Below are 19727 nucleotides of genomic sequence, written 5' to 3'. Positions count from 1 at the left end.
GATATGGTACCCCTGCTGATTAAAACCTGCCTGTTTCACGACACTGGTCGTGAAGGCGATGGGAACGATACGCCCGAGTGGGAGCGGGCCAGTGCTGACAACCTGAGGGAACACCTGCGCAACTTCGGCGTGGATCAGTCCCTGGCCTGGCAGTGTGGTGAAGCCATTTGCCACAAGGATAACCCGGAGGGCTGCGAACATCTGCCAGAGACGATACAGACCCTGCGCAGTCTGCTCCATGACGCGGATACGCTGGATGTTATGCGGGTCAGAGGATGCTTTTATATGGATCGGCTGGAGTGTTTTGCGGCCTGTCAGGATGATCAGCAGAGGCAAGACTGGCGCCTGCTGGCCGAAGAGGTCTGCCAGGTGATTGCCAGACAGGGTGACCTCTGGTACCCGATCAAGTTGCAGGACAGCAATGCCAGCCACGAACATTTCTTCAGCATCGGTGACGCCAGCCTGTGTGAAAACACTAAAAAGCAGTGGGAGCACCACCCTTCGCCCTTCAGTTATCAGCTGTTTAGCATAGGTGAACAGTCCGGTGTTGTCCGGGAGTTGATTACGCCTTATACCGGGCAGCTGGCAGAACCACTGGTATCGTCTTTCTCCCTGGCAAAACTGACCCCGCAAGCTGCTGCCATGGAAGAATGCCAAAGCAGCACCTTGTCAGCGGGCCTTTACACCGACCTCGTCAGCCAACAGGTTTATTCCATCAAACCGGCGAGCTGTGAACTAAGTGCCCGCAACCAGCTACTGATGGCCAACCTCGCCGGGCTGCTGGGCATCAGAGTACCTGAGAGCTTTGTCCATCAGGAAGAGGGTCATTTTTATGTGGTCAGCCCTGTCCCCAAACAATGGCAGGATAAGCTCAAAGGCGGGGAGGCGACGCTGCGCTCTCTGTCTCCAGAACAGTGGGCCAGATTAATGCTGATCAATGTGATGGTCGGTAACGAAAATATGGTGAACAGTGCCTGGGAGGGCATTGAACTGACCCCGGAAGGGGAGCCGGTCATGTTCCACTGGGATTATGCCGGGATGGCAACTCGCTACCCGTGCCCGGAGAAACCAGAGCCTGACCCCAAGCCGGATGATTTTTCCTCCATGCCCGTGCTGCTGCAAAAGCTGCGGAACCCTCAGGCACCCCCCATGAACTCGTTGCCAATCGACAACCCCTGCGTCGATATCCTTGCGCAATTAGAGGATGACTTACTGGGCCACACCCTGAAAGATATCTTGCGGCAGGTTGACTGGCAGGCCCTGGACCGGCTGATCGAACACAGCGGTTTTCTGCCCGGTGACCGCAGCTGGTTACGGCAGACTATTCATGATCGCATTGCCTGGCTGACCACTCGCTTTCCCAACAGCCTGGAGGCAGGCGAGAGGGTATCCATGGCGGAATACAAGGCGATAGAGGCGGCGGGTATCCGTGGTGGTTGGCTGCCGGTCAAAGGCCGGGATATCCGGGGCGGGCAGATCGGTATCAGCCAGTTACTGGATGCCAATGACCAACCCATTACCCGGATGACCCTGAAGTTGTCCCGGGAAGCGGGCAATAAACTGGCTGATAACCTGGCCCTGGAGCGGGGATTGCACCGTCTGGCCAGCCGGGTTAAATATACCCACTGTCGCCTGAATGACGATTACCGCGACTGGCGCAGTGACCTGACCAGCCTGGCCAAGGACTGTGACGGTCTGGCGGAGCAGTTAACCGGAGATAAAACACGATGGCACGCAAAGAACCAGCATACTATTGATAACACCGTGACGATTCTGCAGGACATTGCTAACAAGTGCCGGGCGTCGTTAGCCGCCGACCGGCCGTCCATTGCAAAACTGCCAGCCATTAAAACGCCACTGCCCGCCCCTGTCTTTCCTGCACGAGTCAGTTCAAGAATTGGCGAAGAGGTTGAAGCGAAAGTAGAACTGGCTGAATTCAGCCACGGTTTTGCCAAATTGACAGGCCAGAAGGTCAGTTATTTGAGTCCGGAACAACTGGAGGTTACCCACCTGAGTGCCTCACCGGTACGAGCCGTTGAACTTGAATCGGTCGTCTGTGAAGGCGGCAGTATTGTGTTTTCTCCTCCGAACCAGCCTGAAGCCCTGAGCTTTGAAAATCAACTGACCCTCACCTTTGGGGGACACAGTAAAACAGTGGTTGAGGCATTGTTCAGGGAGCTGGCAGGGCTGGGCATTGACGGAGAGCGGCCGGATACCACCGACCTGGAGGAGCAATGGCTGGACGCCCTGGCTGACTGCCATGGCTGCCTTGGTGATATGAACCTTGCCGTGGCAGCGGATCTCAATACGCCGGTAAACATCGGCAAAAAAGCGTTTCTTAGAGAATTGCTGAACTTCAGTGACGAACAACTGACCTGGGAAATCCATTCTCGTATTCGCGCAGGACGTTGGGTGCAATTACGTCCGGGGTCGCCCCAAGGCATTTCGGCAACCCCAGCCAGAAAGTTCTGCCCCGCGCACGATATAAAATTTTGTGCAGATCGACAAGGAAACGAAAAACAATTTGTGATCAATAGCCTGAAAAATGACGCTACCCTGAGCTCCTTTGAACGACGTACTCAGATCGGGATGGAACCCACTTGGCATATCCATCCCATCGCTTCATTGCGCAGGATGAAATGCGACACCGGTTATGCATTTACCCGAATCATCGAGGACGACGAGCTGGCGGATTATTCAGAGCGGATTTATGAAGCTGGGGTCGTGTGTATGAAATTGACTTCTGAAACACTCGGCCGTATGGATGCAGAAGTTTATGATAATCAATGTCAGTTTAATGAGGCCCTCGGTTTGGACGCCTTTGCTCGTAATGAGAAAATCATTAAGCAGTCAACCTCTGACTACCAGAGTTTGATTCAGCACAATAATCCGGCTAATCCACAGGAGACTCGTTTTTCCAACCCTCTGTCCCTGTTTGACGAGTTGAACCTGCTTGATATCAGTTCTCCCGAAGATACACGGCAATTATTTTATATTCTAAAGAAACGCTTCAGCCACTGGCCCGACGGGCGCCCGCTGGAACAGCTTTTTCGGCAATCCTGGTCAGTCCTTTACCATGAGATAACCTGTAAAGGCAGCGAGTTTGACAAAGGCATCAAAAGTCTCGTCAAGGTTTGTGGTGAAAAGGGCATTCAGTCGCTGATTGAGCAAAACCCAAAACTGTTGGAGGGAAAGTTGGATTCCCTGGATGGTCTTAAGCTGAAGGGCAGTGCTTGGATAGAAAGGATTGATTTCAGAGGCTGTTCAATGAACGGCACAGTGTTGCAATCCGTTACATTTGAGAAGTGTAAATTCAATACAGAGCTGTTAAACAGTGCCATTATTGAAAAGTGCAGTTTCTTCAAATGTTCTTTTAATGGTCAACGGTTTTCATCATCGATATTAGACAATGCCTATTTTCACGTTGAAAGTGATAGGTATGGCCGGGTATATGAAAGTACACGCCGACTTTCCCGAATCCTGTATCAATCGTGTGTTAATCAGCACAATGAGTTCAATCTGAAACAATGGCTGAAGGTGATGGGGAAAAGTCATTGTCTGCGCTTCGACTCAACGCCACTGGATGATTTGAGCCGGGATATTCTATCCCAAAATATTGAAGAAATTAAAAGAAGTTATCCACAGCAACTTTCTGATATTATTTATGGAGTTTTATCCATTGATTTTAAAAATATTGCCAATGCAATAAGTTTTGTTGAAAATAACCCGGAATTCTATATTCGTAAAATCAAAGATTTCAAATATGTGTATTTTGAGTTCAGAACCAACTTCCTGAAAGAAGGACCTTATTATGTGTGTGCAGATGATCCATTTGCAAGACTATTTCCTCTCCATAGTGTCGAGCGCAATGATTTTTCCCGGGAAGCGGTTTTGGCGTTGATGTTAAATATTATTAACCTTCTTCTGTTTCCTGAATCCAATGATCAATACATAGACTTTGGCGTCAATACCAATAGCGCGGATGACGATTGCCTGAAGGCCATTCCTGAGGTAAATAGTGAAAGTGCACAAAACAACACGGATGACCTGGCTCTTGTTAAAATGCAAAATTACAAAGCTCGTCTTTGTATGTTTCGCCTTAAAGAGTACCGGGAGTATATTCATCAATTCTGGGAAGAATGCTCAGAAAAGAGCCAATTAACAATAGCCAAACACTGTTTGCTTCATCAAAATGTTATCGTGAGTCCTTTAACAACCAGGGAGTTTTTAAATGTGGTGTCTAAAGAACACGACGGGAAAAATTGGCTGAAAATCTATCTTGTTAACATGGAAAAACATATAAAAATTGAGGAAGAGTGGCGTCCGATGCTTGTGGAAGAAATTGGGGAATGGAGCAAAGACAAGAAACTTTATTGAGTTCAAATTGGCTGCCCTCCTCCTGCCATTCGACAGGTATTTTTATAGTTTTTCCCAATCTTCACAGAATGGATGGAACTAACTGACTGGATAAACTGTCCAAGCTTTAATGGATTCGGTTTGACTCAAAAAGGTCAGTATTACAAGGACAGTAGTGAGGGCTAAAAAAATGGATTTGCTCCCCGGTAACACAATAGGTGGAACAAGAGAACAGGTGCCTTTTGACGACTCAAGGTTATCTGAAAGTATTGATAAGACAGGCACCGCTTTTGCCAGAAAAGTGAGTATAAGTGGAGAGTTAATGCCCACGGAAGTTGCTTCTGCAAAGTGGGTTGACGCGGACAATAACGATTTCTGGCACAAGGCGGGGCACAAACTGGCCGCTACTGATATTCCCCCGAAAATCATTGAGACAGGGCTGGAAACGCTGACCATTGAACCGGCAAAAAAACGTCTGAAAATAGCTGCAACCGAAGCAGCCCATTGGCCGGTCATTGATTCATCGTTGATTGAATCCACCCAGGTAGCGAAAACAGCCTTGCTTCAGCCTTATCGCCCATCACACATCTCACCGCCTGCCGGGACCATTGCCCGTGAGGTTCACGGTGTCCAGCACAGTTGTCGGGCAGCAATCTGGGCTGTAGCCCTGTTGGAACTGCGTAAACAGCACGGCGACCCACAGGCGCGGGCATTTCCCGACCATATGGTACCCCTGCTGATTAAAACCTGCCTGTTTCACGACACTGGTCGTGAAGGCGATGGGAACGATACGCCCGAGTGGGAGCAGGCCAGTGCTGACAACCTGAGGGAACACCTGCGCAACTTCGGCGTGGATCAGTCCCTGGCCTGGCAGTGTGGTGAAGCCATTTGCCACAAGGATAACCCGAAGGGCTGCGAACATCTGCCGGAGGTGATACAGACCCTGCGCAGCCTGCTCCATGACGCCGATACGCTCGATGTCATGCGGGTCAGAGGATGCTTTTACATGGATCGGCTGGAGTGTTTTGCTGCCTGTCAGGATGATTACCTGAGGCTAGAATGGCGCCTGCTGGCCGAAGAGGTCTGCCGGGTGATTGCCAGGCAGGGTGACCTCTGGTATCCGATCAAGTTGCAGGACAGTGATGCAAACTGCGAACATTTCTTCAGCATCGGTGACGCCAGCCTGTGTGAAAACACTAAAAAGCAGTGGGAGCACCATCCTTCGCCCTTCAGTTATCAGCTGTTTAGTGTTGGTGAACAGTCCGGTGTTGTCCGGGAGTTGATTACGCCCTATACCGGACAGCTGACAGAACCACCGGTATCGTCTTTCTCCCTGGCAAAACTGACCCCGCAAGTTGCTGCCATGGAAGAATGCCAAGGCAGCACCTTGTCAGCGGGTTTTTACACCGACCCCGTCAGCCAACAGGTTTATTCCATCAAACCGGCGAGCTGTGAGCTAAGTGCCCGCAACCAGCTACTGATGGCCAACCTCGCCGGGCTACTGGGCATCAAAGTACCTCAGAGTTTTGTCCATGAAGAGCAGGGCCATTTTTATGTAGTCAGTTCTGTTCCCAAACAATGGCAGGGTAAGCTCAAAGGCGGCGAGGCGACGCTGCGCTCTCTGTCTCCAGAACATTGGGCCAGATTATTGCTGATTAATGTGATTGTCGGTAACGAAAGTATGGTGAACAGTGCCTGGGAGGGCATTGAACTGACCCCGGAAGGGGAGCCGGTCATATTCCACTGGGATTATGCCGGGATGGCGACCCGCTATCCGTCTCCTGAAAAACCAGAGCCCGCCTCGAAACCGGATGATTTTTCCTCCATGCCCCTGCTGCTGCAAAAACTGAGGAACCCTCAGGCGCCCTCCATGAACTCGTTCCCGATCTATAACCCCTGCATCGATATTCTTGCACAATTAGAGGATGACTTACTGGGCCACACCCTGAAAGATATCTTGCGTCAGGTTGACTGGCAGGCCCTGGACCGGCAGATCGAACACAGTGGTTTTCTGCCCGGTGACCGCAGCTGGTTACGACAGACCCTTCACGATCGTATTGCCTGGCTGACCACCCGCTTTCCCAACAGCCTGGAGGCAGGTGAGAGAGTATCCATGGCGGAATACAAGGCGATAGAGGCGGCGGGTATCCGCGGCGGTTGGTTGCCGGTCAAAGGCCGGGATATCCGGGGCGGGCAGATCGGTATCAGTCAGTTACTGGATGCCAATGGCCAACCCATCACCCGGATGACCCTCAAGTTGTCCCGGGAGGCGGGCAATAAACTGGCTGATAACCTCGCCCTGGAGCGGGGATTGCACCGTCTGGCCAGCCGGGTTAAATATATCCACTGTCGCCTGAATGACGATTACCGCGACTGGCGCAGTGACCTGACCAGCCTGGCCAAAGACTGTGACGGTCTGGCAGAGCAGTTAACCGGAGATAAAACACGATGGCACGCAAAGAACCAGCATACTATTGATAACACCGTGACGATTCTGCAGGACATTGCTAACAATTGCCGGGCGTCGTTAGCCGCCGACCGGCCGTCCATTGCAAAACTGCCAGCCATTAAAACGCCACTGCCCGCCCCTGTCTTTCCTGCACGAGTCAGTTCAAGAATTGGCGAAGAGGTTGAAGCGAAAGTAGAACTGGCTGAATTCAGCCACGGTTTTGCCAAATTGACAGGCCAGAAGGTCAGTTATTTGAGTCCGGAACAGCTGAAGTTTACCCACCTGAGTGCCTCACCGGTACGAGCCGTTGAACTCGAATCGGTGGTCTGTGAAGGCGGCAGTATTGTGTTTTCTCCTCCGAACCTGCCTGAAGCCCTGAGCTTTGAAAATCAACTGACCCTCACCTTTGAGGGACACAGTAAAACAGTGGTTGAAGCATTGTTCAGGGAGCTGGCAGGGCTGGGCATTGACGGAGAGCGGCCGGATACCAGCGACCTGGAGGAGCAGTGGCTGGACGCCCTGGCTGACTGCCATGGCTGCCTTGGTGATATGAATCTTGCCGTGGCAGCGGATCTATATACGCCGGTAAACATCGGCAAAAAAGCGTTTCTTAGAGAATTGCTGAACTTCAGTGACGAACAACTGACCTGGGAAATCCATTCTCGTACTCGCGCAGGACGTTGGGTGCAATTACGTCCGGGGTCGCCCCAAGGCATTTCGGCAACCCCAGCCAGAAAGTTCTGCCCCGCGCACGATATAAAATTTTGTGCAGATCGACAAGGAAATGAAGAACAATTTGTGATCAATAGCCTGAAAAATGACGCTACCCTGAGTTCCTTTGAACGACGTACTCAGATCGGGATGGAACCCACTTGGCATATCCATCCCGTCGCTTCATTGCGCAGGATGAAATGCGACACCGGTTATGCATTTACCCGAATCATCGAGGACGACGAGCTGGCGGATTATTCAGAGCGGATTTATGAAGCTGGGGTCGTGTGTATGAAATTGACTTCTGAAACACTCGGCCGTATGGATGCAGAAATTTATGATGATCAATGTCAGTTTAATGGGGCCCTCGGTTTGGACGCCTTTGCTCGTAATGAGAAAATCATTAAGCAGTCAACCTCTGACTACCAGAGTTTGGTTCAGCACAATAATCCAGCTAATCCACAGGAGACTCGTTTTTCCAACCCTCTGTCCCTGTTTGACGAGTTGAACCTGCTTGACATCAGTTCTCCCGAAGATACACGTCAATTAATTTATATTCTAAAGAAACGCTTCAGCCACTGGCCCGACGGGCGCCCGCTGGAAAAGCTTTTTCGGCAATCCTGGTCAGTCTTTTATCATGAGATAACCCGTAAAGGCAGTCAGTTTGACGAAAGCATCAAAAGTCTCGTCAAGGCTTGCGGCGAAGAGCGCATACAGTTGTTGTTTGAGCAAAACCCACAACTGTTGAAGGGCAAGCTGGATTCCCTGGATGGCTTTAATCTGGATGGGAGGTTGAATGTTCTCGAAGGGATTGATTGCAGCGGCTGTTCAATGAATGACACAGTGTTGCAATCCTTTCTATTTCGAAAATGTAAATTCAATACAGAGCTGTTAAACAGAGCCATTGTTGAAGGTTGCTTTTTCACCAAATGTTCTTTTGAGGGTAAGCGGTTTTCATCATCGATATTAGACAATGTCCGTTTTAACCCTGAAAGTGGGACAGATGGCCAGGTGTCTGAAAGAACAAACCAGCTTTCCCGGATCTTATATCAGTCGTGTGTTAATCAGCACAATGCGTTTAATCTGGAGCAATGGCTGAAGGTGATGCTTAAAAGTAGTTGTCTACAATGGGGTTCTGCACCGCTGGATGATTTAACCCGGGATATTCTGTCTCAACATATGGATGAAATTTCCAGAACGTATCCAGAGCAACTTTGTAAAATCATTTCTGGACTTTTTTTCATTGATTTTCAAAATGCTGCCAATGCGATAAATTTTGTCAGGAATAATCCTGGATTCTATGATCACAAAATAAAAGATCTCAAAGATTTTTATTTTGATTTCAGAACCGTCTTCCTGAAAGTAGGATATTCTGGTGTAGGGAAATTAGGTCATCCATTTGATGAATTTTTCAGGTCCGATTATGGGCCAGGCAAAGATTTTTCCCGGGAAGCACTTTTGGCGCTTATGTTAAATGTTATTAACCTTGTTCTGTTTCCTGAATCCAATGATCAATACATAGACTTTGACGTCAATGCCAACAGTGCGGATGAGCATGACGGTTGCTTGAAGGCCATTACTGAGTCAGGTAGCGAAAGTACACAAAGCAATACAGATGGCCTGCCTATGGTTGAAATGCAACGTTATAAAGCTTTTCTTTGTGAATCTCACCTTAAAGAATACCGGAACCGTATTCATCGGTTCTGGAAAGAATGCTCAGAAAAGAGTCAATTAACAATAGCCAAACACTGTTTGCGTCATCAAAATGTTGCCGTTAGCCCCAGAACAACTAAGCAATTTGCAGATTTGTTGTCTCAAGACCACGACAAGCAATATTGGCTGGAAATCTATCTCGCTAACATGGGTAAACATAAAAAAAATGAGGATGAGTGGAATCGCTTGCTTTCGGGACATTTTCGAGAGTGGGACAAAAACAACAGGTTTTATTGAGTTTGAATTGCCTGCCCTCCTCAATGTGGCATTTTTAACAATATCCAAGGTGATGTTGCCATTCGGCCGGTGTGGAGCCAATCTCATAGTTTTGCCCGGTCTTCACAGAATAGATGGAACTAACTGACTGGATAAACTGTCTAATCTTTAATGGCTTCTGTATGACTCAAGAAGGTCAGTATTACAAGGACAGTAGTGAGGGCTAAAAAAATGGATTTGCTCCCCAGTAACACATTAGGTGGAACAAGAGAACAGGCACCTTTTGACGACTCAAGGTTATCTGAAAATATTGATAAGACAGGCAATGCTTTTGCCAGAAAAGTGAGTATAAGTGAAGAGTTAATGCCCACGGATGTTGCTTCTGCAAAGTGGGTTGACGCGAACAATATTCATGACAGGCACAATGCCGGGCATAAATTAACCGCTACTGATATTCCCCCGAAAATCATTGAGACAGGACAGGAAACGCTGACCATTGAACCGGTAAAAAAGCGTCCGAAAATAGCTGAAACCGAAACAACCAAATTGCCGATCATTGATCCATCGTTGATCGAATCCACTCAGGTAGCGAAAACAGCCTTGCTTCAGCCTTATTCACCTGACAGCATCGCGCCTCATGCACAGGCTATTGCCCGGCAGGTTCACGGTCTCCAGCACAGTTGCCGGACGGCGATCTGGGCAGTAGCCCTGCTGCAACAGCGTAAATTGCACGGCGATCTCCTGGCGCGGGCATTTCCCGACCACATGATCCCCCTGCTGATCAAAACCTGCCTGTTTCACGACACTGGCCGTGAAGGCGATGGGGACGATACGCTGGAGTGGGAGCGGGCCAGTGCTGACAACCTGAGGGAACACCTGCGCAACTGCGGCATGGATCAGTCCCTGGCCTGGCAGTGCGGTGAAGCCATTTGCCACAAGGATAATCCGCAGGGCTGCAAGCATTTGCCAGAAGCGATACAGACTTTGCGCAGTCTGCTCCATGACGCGGATACGCTGGATGTTATGCGGGTCAGAGAATACTTTTACATGGACCGACTGGAATGTTTCGCTGCCTCTCAGGATGACTATCAGAGGCAAGACTGGCGCCAGCTGGCCGAAGAGGTCTGTCAGGTGATTGCCAGGCAGGGTGACCTCTATTATCCGATTAAATTGCAGGTCAGTCCCACAGACCGCGAGCATTTCTTCAGTATCAGTGACGCCAGCCGGTGCGAAAACACTAAAAAGCGGTGGGAGCATCACCCTTCGCCCTTCAGTTATCAGCTCTTTAGCGCAGGTGAACAGTCCGCTGTTGTCCGGGGGTTGATTGCGCCCTATACCGGACAGCTGGCAGAACCATCGAAATCATCCTTCTCCCTGGCAAAACTGAACCTGCCTGCTACCTATGTGGAATGCCAGAACAGCTGGCCAGCGGGGCTTTATAACGACCCCGTTAACCAACAGTTTTATTCCATCAAACCGGCGAGCTGTGAGCTAAGTGCCCGCAACCAGATACTGATGGCCAACCTCGCCGGGCTGCTCGGCATCAAAGTTCCTCAGAGTTTTGTCCATGAAGAGCAGGGTCATTTTTATGTAGTCAGTTCTGTCCCCGAACAATGGCAGGGTATGCTCAAAGGTGGCGAGGCGACGCTGCGCTCTCTGTCTTCAGAACACTGGGCCAGATTATTGCTGATTAATGTGATTGTCGGTAACGAAAATATGGTGAACGGTGCCTGGGAGGGCATTGAACTGACCCCGGAAGGGGAACCGGTCATGTTCCACTGGGATTATGCCGGGATGGCGACTCGCTACCCGTGTCCTGAAAAACCAGAGCCCGCCCCCAAACCGGATGATTTTTCCTCCATGCCCTTGCTGCTGCAAAAACTGCGGAACCCTCAGGCACCCCCCATGAACTCCTTACCAATCGACAACCCCTGCGTCGATATTCTTGCACAATTAGGGGATGACTTACTGGGCCACACCCTGAAAGATATCTTGCGGCAGCTTGACTGGCAGAGTCTGGACCGGCTGATCGAACACAGCGGCTTTCTGCCCGGTGACCGCAGCTGGTTACGACAGACTATCCATGATCGCATTGCCTGGCTGACCACCCGCTTTCCCAACAGCCTGGAGGCAGGTGAGAGAGTATCCATGGCAGAATACAAGGCGATCGAGGCGGCGGGTATCCGAGGCGGTTGGCTGCCGGTCAAAGGCCGGGATATCCGGGGCGGACAGATCGGTATCAGCCAGTTACTGGATGCCAATAACCAACCCATCACCCGGATGACCCTCAAATTGTCCCGGGAAGCGGGCAATAAACTGGCTGATAACCTGGCCCTGGATCGAGGATTGCACCGTCTGGCGAGACGGGTTGAATATACCAACTTTACCCTGAATGATCCCAAACATGCCCTGAAAGAGCGTTACCGCGACTGGCGCAGTGACCTGACCAGCCTGGCCAATGACTGTGACAGCATGGCGGAGCAGTTAACCAGAGATAAAACACGATGGCACAGAAAAGATCGCAAGACCATTAATAAGACTGTGATGATTCTGCGGGACATTGTTAGCAAGTGCCGGGCATCGTTAGCTGCCGATGTGCCGATTATTGCAGAACTGCCAGCCATCAAAACGCCTCTGCCTGTCCCGGTCTTGCCTGCAAGAGTCAGTTCAAGAACCGGTAAAGACGTTGAAGCGAAAGTGCAACTGGCTGAATTCAGCCACGGTTTTGCCAAATTGACAGGCCGGAGCGTCAGTTATTTGAGTCCGAAACAACTGGATGCTGTCCGCCTCAGCGCCCCACCGGTTTGGGCAGTAGAACTCGAATCGGCGGTCTGTGAAGGCGGCAGTATTCTGTTTTCTCCGCCCAGCCTGCCTCAAGCTCTGAGCTTTGAAAATCAACTGACCCTCACCTTTCCAGGCCACAGTAAAACGGTGGTTGAAGCATTGTTCAGGGAGCTGGCAGAGCTGGGTATTGGTGGGGAGCGACCAGATATCCTTGACCTGGAGGAGCAATGGCTGGACACCCTGGCCGACTACCATGGCTGTCTTGGTGATATGAACCGTGTCGTGGCAGCGGATATCAATACTCCGGTAAACACCGGCAAAAAAGCCTTTCTTAAAGAATGGCTGAACTTCAGTGACGAAGAATTGCTCGATTGGGAAATCCATTGTCTTATTCGCGCAGGACGTCTGGTGTATTACCGCCCGGGGCTGCCCCATGGCATTGAGGTCAACCCCGTCAGGCAGTTCTGCCCCGGGCACGAGTTAAACTTTTGCGCAGAGCGGCAACAGGAAAGTGAACAGATTGTGATCAGCCTGAAAAATGAAGCGGCTCTGAACTCCTTTGAACGACGAACTCAGATCGGGATAAAACCGCTTTGGCATATCGCTGACATGGGTTCGGTGCGCAGGATGAACTGCGACACCGAATATACATTTTCCCGAATCATGGAGGCGCGGGTGGATAATCCCGAATATTTAAATGACAGGGTCATGCACATGCGTTTCACTTCTGCAACACTGGGCCGTATGGATGCACAAATTTATAGAGATCACAGCCAATTTTTTGGGGATTTCTTTGGTTTGGAGTCCTTCGCCCGTAATGAGAAAATCATTGCGCAGTCAACTGATGACTACAGAAGTGTGATTCAGCACGAGAAGTCGCAGGAAACCCGTTTTTCCAACCCTTTATCTTTGCTTGACGAGTTGAACAGAATTGAGATCAGTTCTCCCGAAAAACAGCGGCAACTGTTCGGTACACTAAAGCAACGCTTCAGCCACTGGCCCGACGGGCGCCCGCTGGAACAGCTTTTTCAGCAGTCCTGTTCCCATAAGTCAACCCGCAAAAAGAGCATGGTTGCCAGAGAGATCGAAGGTCTCGTCAAGTGTTGTGGTGAAGAGCGCAGACAGTGGCTGTTTGAGAAAAACCCACAGTTGTTGGAGGGCAAGCTGGATTCCCTGGATGGTCTTAAGCTGAACGGCTTGAAGCATAGTTTAAAAGAGATTGATTTCAGTGGCTGTTCAATGAAGGGTACAGTTCTGCAATCCGCTGTATTTCAGAGATGTAAATTCAATACAGATCTGTTAAACGATGCCATTATTGAAAAGGCCTTTTTCAGCGGATGTTCTTTTGAAGGCAAGCGGATTTCATCCTCGCTATTGGACAATGTCCGTTTTTTTCCTGAATGTAAAATAAAAGGCCTGGTGTATGAAAGTACACGGCGGCTTTCCCGAATCCTGTATGAGTCGTGTGTTAATCAGAACAATGAGTTCAATCTGAAACAATGGCTAGAGGTGATGGGAAAAAGTGATTTTCTACGCTTCCGCTCAACACCGCTGGATGATTTAAGCCGGGATATTCTGTCCCAACATATTGAAGAAATTAAAAGTACTAATCCACAGCAACTTTGTAATATTATTTATGGACTTTTCTCCATTAAATTTAAAAGTACTGCCAATGCAATAAATTTTTTCTCGAATAATCCGGAATTCTATCATCGTCCAATCAAAGATCTCAAAGATTTGTATTTTGAATTCAGGACCATCTTCCTTAAAAAAGGAAATTATAAGGCGATACGAGGTGATCTATTTGAAAAATTATGTACCCTCGATCGCCTCGAACATAATGATTTTACCCGGGAAGCGGTTTTGGCGTTGATGTTAAATGTTATTAACCTTGTGCTATTCCCTGAATCCAAGGATCAATACATAGACTTTGGCGTCAATGCCAATAGTGTGGATGAGCATGACCATTGCCTGAAGGCCGTTCCTGAGGTAAATAACGAAAGTACACAAAGCAACTCAATCTCATCCCTGAAAACAGATGCCCTGCCTCTGGCTGGAATACAAGCTTACAAAGCTTGGCTTTGTAAATATCACCTTAGAGACTACCGGGACCATATTCATAAATTCTGGGAACAATGCTCAAAGAAGAGTCAATTAACAATAGCCAGACACTGTTTGCGCCATCAAGATGTCGCCGTTAGCCCCTCAACAACCAGAGAATTTTTAAATTTGTTATCTAAAGAAGACGGCGAGGAAAAGTGGCAGGAAATCTATACCGCTAACATGAGAAAACATAAAAAAAATCAGAAAGAGTGGGACCTCTTGTTTAAGAAACATTTTGGCAGGTAGGGCAAAGGCAACCGTTATTATTGAGTTTGAACTGCCTGCCTTCTCCAATGTTGCACTTTTGCCAATAGACAACAGGCTCCCTTATAGTTTTGCCCAGTCTTCACAGAATAGATGGAACTAACTGACTGGATAAACTGTCCAAGCTTTAATAGCTTCGGTTTGACTCAAGAAGGTCAGTATTACAAGGACAGTAGTGAGGACTAAAAAATGGATTTGCTTCCCGGTAACACAATAGGTGGAACAAGAGAACAGGTGCCTTTTGACGACTCAAGGTTATCTGAAAATATTGATAAGACAGGCAATGCTTTTGCCAGAAAAGTGAGTATAAGTGAAGAGTTAATGCCCACGGAAGTTGCTTCTGCAAAGTGGGTTGAGGCGAACAATATTCATGACAGGCACAATGCCGCGCATAAATTAACCGCTACTGATATTCCCCTGAAAATAATTGAGACAGGGCTGGAAACGCTGACCATTGAACCGGTAAAAAAACGTCTGAAAATAGCTGCAACCGAAGCAGCCCATTGGCCGGTCATTGATCCATCGTTGATTGAATCCACCCAGGTAGCGAAAACAGCCTTGCTTCAGCCTTATCGCCCATCACACATCTCACCGCCTGCCGGGACCATTGCCCGTGAGGTTCATGGTCTCCAGCACAGTTGTCGGGCAGCAATCTGGGCTGTAGCCCTGTTGGAACTGCGTAAACAGCACGGCGAACCCCTGGCGCGGGCATTTCCCGACCACATGGTACCCCTGCTGATCAAAACCTGCTTGTTTCACGATACCGGCCGTGAAGGCGATGAGGCCGATACGGTGGAGTGGGAGCGGGCCAGTGCTGACAATCTGAGGGAACACCTGCGCAACTTCGGCGTGGATCAGTCCCTGGCCTGGCAGTGTGGTGAAGCCATTTGCCACAAGGATAACCCGAAGGGCTGCGAGCATCTGCCAGAGGTGATACAGACCCTGCGCAGTCTGCTCCATGACGCGGATACGCTGGATGTCATGCGAGTCAGAGGATGCTTTTACATGGACCGGCTGGAGTGTTTTGCTGCCTGTCAGGATGAGCAGCAGAGGCAAGAATGGCGCCTGCTGGCCGAAGAGGTCTGCCGGGTGATTGCCAGGCAGGGTGACCTCTGGTACCCGATCAAGTTGCAGGACAGCAATGCCAGCCACGAACATTTCTTCAGCATCGGTGACGCCAGCCTGTGTGAAAACACTAAAAAGCAGTGGGAGCACCATCCTTCGCCCTTCAGTTATCAGCTGTTTAGCGTTGGTGAACAGTCCGGTGTTGTCCGGGAGTTGATTACGCCCTATACCGGACAGCTGACAGAACCGCCGGTATCGTCTTTCTCCCTGGCAAAACTGACCCCGCAAGCTGCTGCCATGGAAGAATGCCAAAGCAGCACCTTGTCAGCGGGGCTTTACACCGACCCCGTCAGCCAACAGGTTTATTCCATCAAACCGGCGAGCTGTGAGCTAAGTGCCCGCAACCAGTTACTGATGGCCAATCTTGCTGAGCTGCTGGGCATCACAGTACCTCAGAGCTTTGTTCATGAGGAAGAGGGTCATTTTTATGTGGTTAGTTCTGTCCCCGGGGAATGGCAGGGCAAGCTCAAAGGCGGGGAGGCAAGGTTGCGCTCCTTGTCTTCAGAGCAGTGGGCCAGATTATTGCTGATTAATGTGATTGTCGGTAACGAAAGTATGGTTAACAGTGCCTGGGAGGGCATTGAACTGACCCCGGAAGGCGAGCCGGTCATGTTCCACTGGGATTATGCCGGGATGGCAACTCGCTACCCATGTCCTGAAAAACCAGAGCCCGCCTCGAAAACGGATGACTTTTCCTCCATGCCCCTGCTGCTACAAAAACTGAGGAACCCTCAGGCGCCCTCCATGAACTCCTTGCCGATCGACAACCCCTGCGTCGATATTCTTGCACAATTAGAGGATGACTTACTGGGCCATAACCTGAAAGATATCCTGCGGCAGGTTGACTGGCAGGCCCTGGACCGGCTGATCGAACACAGCGGCTTTCTGCCCGGTGACCGCAGCTGGTTACGGCAGACTATTCATGATCGCATTGCCTGGCTGACCACCCGCTTTCCCAACAGCCTGGAAGCAGGTGAGAGAATATCCATGGCGGAATACAAAGCAATCGAGGCGGCGGGTATTCGTGGTGGTTGGCTGCCGGTCAAAGGCCGCGATATCCGGGGCGGGCAGATCGGTATCAGCCAGTTACTGGATGCCAATGGCCAACCCATCACCCGGATGACCCTCAAGTTGTCCCGGGAGGCGGGCAATAAGCTGGCTGATAACCTGGCCCTGGAACGGGGATTGCACCGTCTGGCCAGCCGGGTTAAATATACCAACTCTGCCCTGAACAGACGTTACCGAGACTGGCGCAGTGACCTGGCGAGTCTGGCCAATGATTGTGAGGGTATGGCCGGGCAGTTAGCCAAAGATAAATCACGTTGGCACGCAAAGGATCACGGTACCATTGATCAGACCCTAATGGTTCTGCAGGACATTGCTAACAAGTGTCGGGCATCGTTAATCGCCGACGAACCGTATATTGCAGAACTGCCAGAAATCGAAACGCCCCTGCCTGACCCGGCCTTACCTGCACGAGTCAGCTCAAGAGCCACTGAAGAGGTTGAAGCAAAAATACAACTGGCGGAATTCAGCCACGGTTTTGCCAAACTGACAGGCCAGAGCGTCAGTTATTTGGATGAGGAACAACTGCATTTTACCTACCTGAGTGCCTCACCGGTACGAGCCGTTAAACTTGAAGCAGCCGTCTGCGAGGGTGGCAGTATTCTCTTTTCTCCTCCAAACCTGCCTGAAGCCCTTAGCTTTGAAAATCATCTGACCCTCACCTTTGGGGGACACAGTAAAGCGGTGGTTGAAGCATTGTTCAGGGAACTGGCAGAACTGGGCATTGATGCTGAGCGACCAGATACCCTGGATCTGGAAGAGCAATGGCTGAACGCCCTGGCCGACTATCACGGTTGTCTGGGTGATATGAACCGTGCCCTGGCAGCGGATATCAATACCCCGGTAAATACCCTTAAAAAAGCGTTTCTAAAACAGTTTCTGAACCTCAGTGACGAAGCTCTGCTTGATTGGGAAATCCATTGTCGTATTCGCGCTGGACGTCTGGTGCTTTACCGACTGGGGTTGCCCCACGGCATAGGAGCAGACCCCGCCCGGGAGTTCTGTCTCGGGCATAATGTAGACTTTCTTTCAGACCGGGAACGGGTCAGTAAAAAGGTTATGCTCAATAGCCTGGCAAATGAAGCCACCCTGAGTTCCTTTGAGCGACGCACTGAGATCGGAATGGAACCGTTTGGGAATATGTGGAGTATGGACCTCAGGATGAAATGCGATACCGACAAAGTATGTACCCGAGTCATGGAGAAGAAGCAGGCGGATAATTCCAGGCGGGATTATGAAGGAGGGATGATGTCTATGATCCTGACTTCTGCAACACTCGGCCGACTCGATGCAAGAATTTGTGAAAATTACAGCGTCGGCGGGAAGTTCCCTGATTTGGACGCCTTCGCCCGTAATGAGAAAATTATTACGCAGTCAACCTGTGACTACCGCAATCTGATTCGTTTTAATAAAGAACAGGAGACTCGTTTTTCCAATCCTCTGTCCTTACTTGACGAGTTGAACGTACTTGAGATCAGTTCTCACGAAGATACACGTCAATTATTTTATATTCTAAAGAAACGCTTTAGCCACTGGCCCGACGGGCGCCCGCTGGAACAGCTTTTTAGGCAATCCTGGTCAGTCCTTTACCATGAGATAACCTGTAAAGGCAGCCAGTTTGACAAAGGCATCAAAAATCTCGTCAAGCTTTGTGGTGAAGAGGGCATACAGTTGTTGTTTGAGCAAAACCCACAACTGTTGGAGGGAAAGGTGGATTCCCTGGATGGTTTTAAGCTGGAAGGGAGACAGTATGGTTTAACCGGGATTGATTTCAGAGGCTGTTCAATGAACGACACAGTGTTGCAATCCGTTTTACTTCATAATTGTAAATTCAATATAGAGTTGTTGAACAGTGCCATTGTTAAAGATGCCTTTTTCAGCGGATGTTCTTTTGAAGGTAAGCGGTTTTCATCATCGTTATTAGACAATGTCCGTTTTTACTGTGAAAATGGTATGGATAGCCCGGCATATGAAAGTAGACGTCATCTTTCCCGAATCCTGTATCAGTCGTGTGTTAGTGAGCACAATGAGTTCAATCTGAAACAATGGCTGGAGGTGATGGGGGAAAGTCATTATCTGCGCTTCGACTCAACACCGCTGGATGATCTAAGCAGGGATATTCTGTCCCAGCATATTGATGAAATTAAAAGAACTTACCCACAGCAACTTTGTAAAACTGTTGATGGACTTTTATCCATTAACTTTAAAAGTACTGCCAATGCAATAAATTTTGTCGAAAATAACCCGGAATTCTATGATCTCAAAATCAAAGATCTCAAAGACTTGTATTTTCAGTTCAGAACCCACTTCCTGAAGGAAGGAAAATATCTGGGTGAGTCAATAGGGGCTCCATTTGATAGATTATTTATCCTCTATCCCGTCAAACGCAGTGATTTTTCCCGGGAAGCGGTTTTGGCGTTGATGTTAAATGTTATTAATCTTGTTCTGTTTCCTGAATCCAATGATCAATACATAGACTTTGGTGTCAATCCCAATAACTCGGATGACCACGACCAATGCCTGAAGGCCATTCCTGAGGTAAGTAGCGCAAGCACGCAAAGCAACACAGGTGACCTGCCTCTGGTTGAAATGCAAGGTTACAAAGCTCGTCTTTGTATGTTTCGCCTTAAAGAGTACCGGGACTATATTCATCAATTCTGGGAAGAATGCTCAGAAAAGAGTCAATTAACAATAGCCAAACACTGTTTGCGTCATCAAAATGTTGTCGTTAGCCCCGCAACAACCAGGGCATTTTTTGATTTGTTGTCTAAAGAATACGGCGAGGAAAATTGGCGCGACATGCATATCACTAACTTCGGAAAACATATAAAAATTCAGAGTGAGTTGACTGCGTTGCTAGAGGAAGAATTTGGGGAATGGAGCAAAACCAACAGATTTTTTTGAGTTTGAATTACCAGCCCTTCTCATCACCTTCTGCTAT

4 protein-coding genes are annotated in these 19727 nt (G+C 49.4%); all 4 read left to right on the top strand.

Going from position 1 to position 19727, the window contains the following annotated elements:
- Positions 1–3 precede the first annotated feature (3 nt).
- The 4 genes from P6910_RS24605 to P6910_RS24590 all read left to right on the top strand — a co-directional run bounded on the left by P6910_RS24605 (position 4) and on the right by P6910_RS24590 (position 19690).
- On the top strand, positions 4–4377 hold the full coding sequence (locus tag P6910_RS24605; RefSeq protein ID WP_317143869.1) for a hypothetical protein: 4374 nt from the start codon (positions 4–6) through the stop codon (positions 4375–4377).
- 169 nt (positions 4378–4546) lie between these two features.
- A complete protein-coding gene (locus tag P6910_RS24600) occupies positions 4547–9466 on the top strand; it encodes an HD domain-containing protein (RefSeq protein WP_317143868.1) in 4920 nt (1639 codons plus the stop codon).
- Positions 9467–9676: 210 nt separating this feature from the next.
- Entirely contained in the window at positions 9677–14578 is a 4902-nt protein-coding gene (locus P6910_RS24595) for a hypothetical protein (RefSeq protein WP_317143867.1), read from the top strand.
- A 207-nt stretch (positions 14579–14785) separates the two neighbouring features.
- On the top strand, positions 14786–19690 hold the full coding sequence (locus P6910_RS24590; protein WP_317143866.1) for a hypothetical protein: 4905 nt from the start codon (positions 14786–14788) through the stop codon (positions 19688–19690).
- Positions 19691–19727 lie beyond the last annotated feature (37 nt).

Source organism: Endozoicomonas sp. 8E (genome assembly GCF_032883915.1).
In the GTDB taxonomy this organism is placed as follows: Bacteria; Pseudomonadota; Gammaproteobacteria; order Pseudomonadales; family Endozoicomonadaceae; genus Endozoicomonas_A.
The sequence above is the reverse complement of the archived record's forward strand: the minus strand, read 5'-3'. Positions and strand labels throughout refer to the sequence as shown.

Bases quoted from the DNA above. Each gene is read 5' to 3' on its own strand.
- P6910_RS24605 (WP_317143869.1), top strand. From the start codon at position 4: ATGGTACCCCTGCTGATTAAAACCTGCCTGTTTCACGACACTGGTCGT.
- P6910_RS24600 (WP_317143868.1), top strand. From the start codon at position 4,547: ATGGATTTGCTCCCCGGTAACACAATAGGTGGAACAAGAGAACAGGTG.
- P6910_RS24595 (WP_317143867.1), top strand. From the start codon at position 9,677: ATGGATTTGCTCCCCAGTAACACATTAGGTGGAACAAGAGAACAGGCA.
- P6910_RS24590 (WP_317143866.1), top strand. From the start codon at position 14,786: ATGGATTTGCTTCCCGGTAACACAATAGGTGGAACAAGAGAACAGGTG.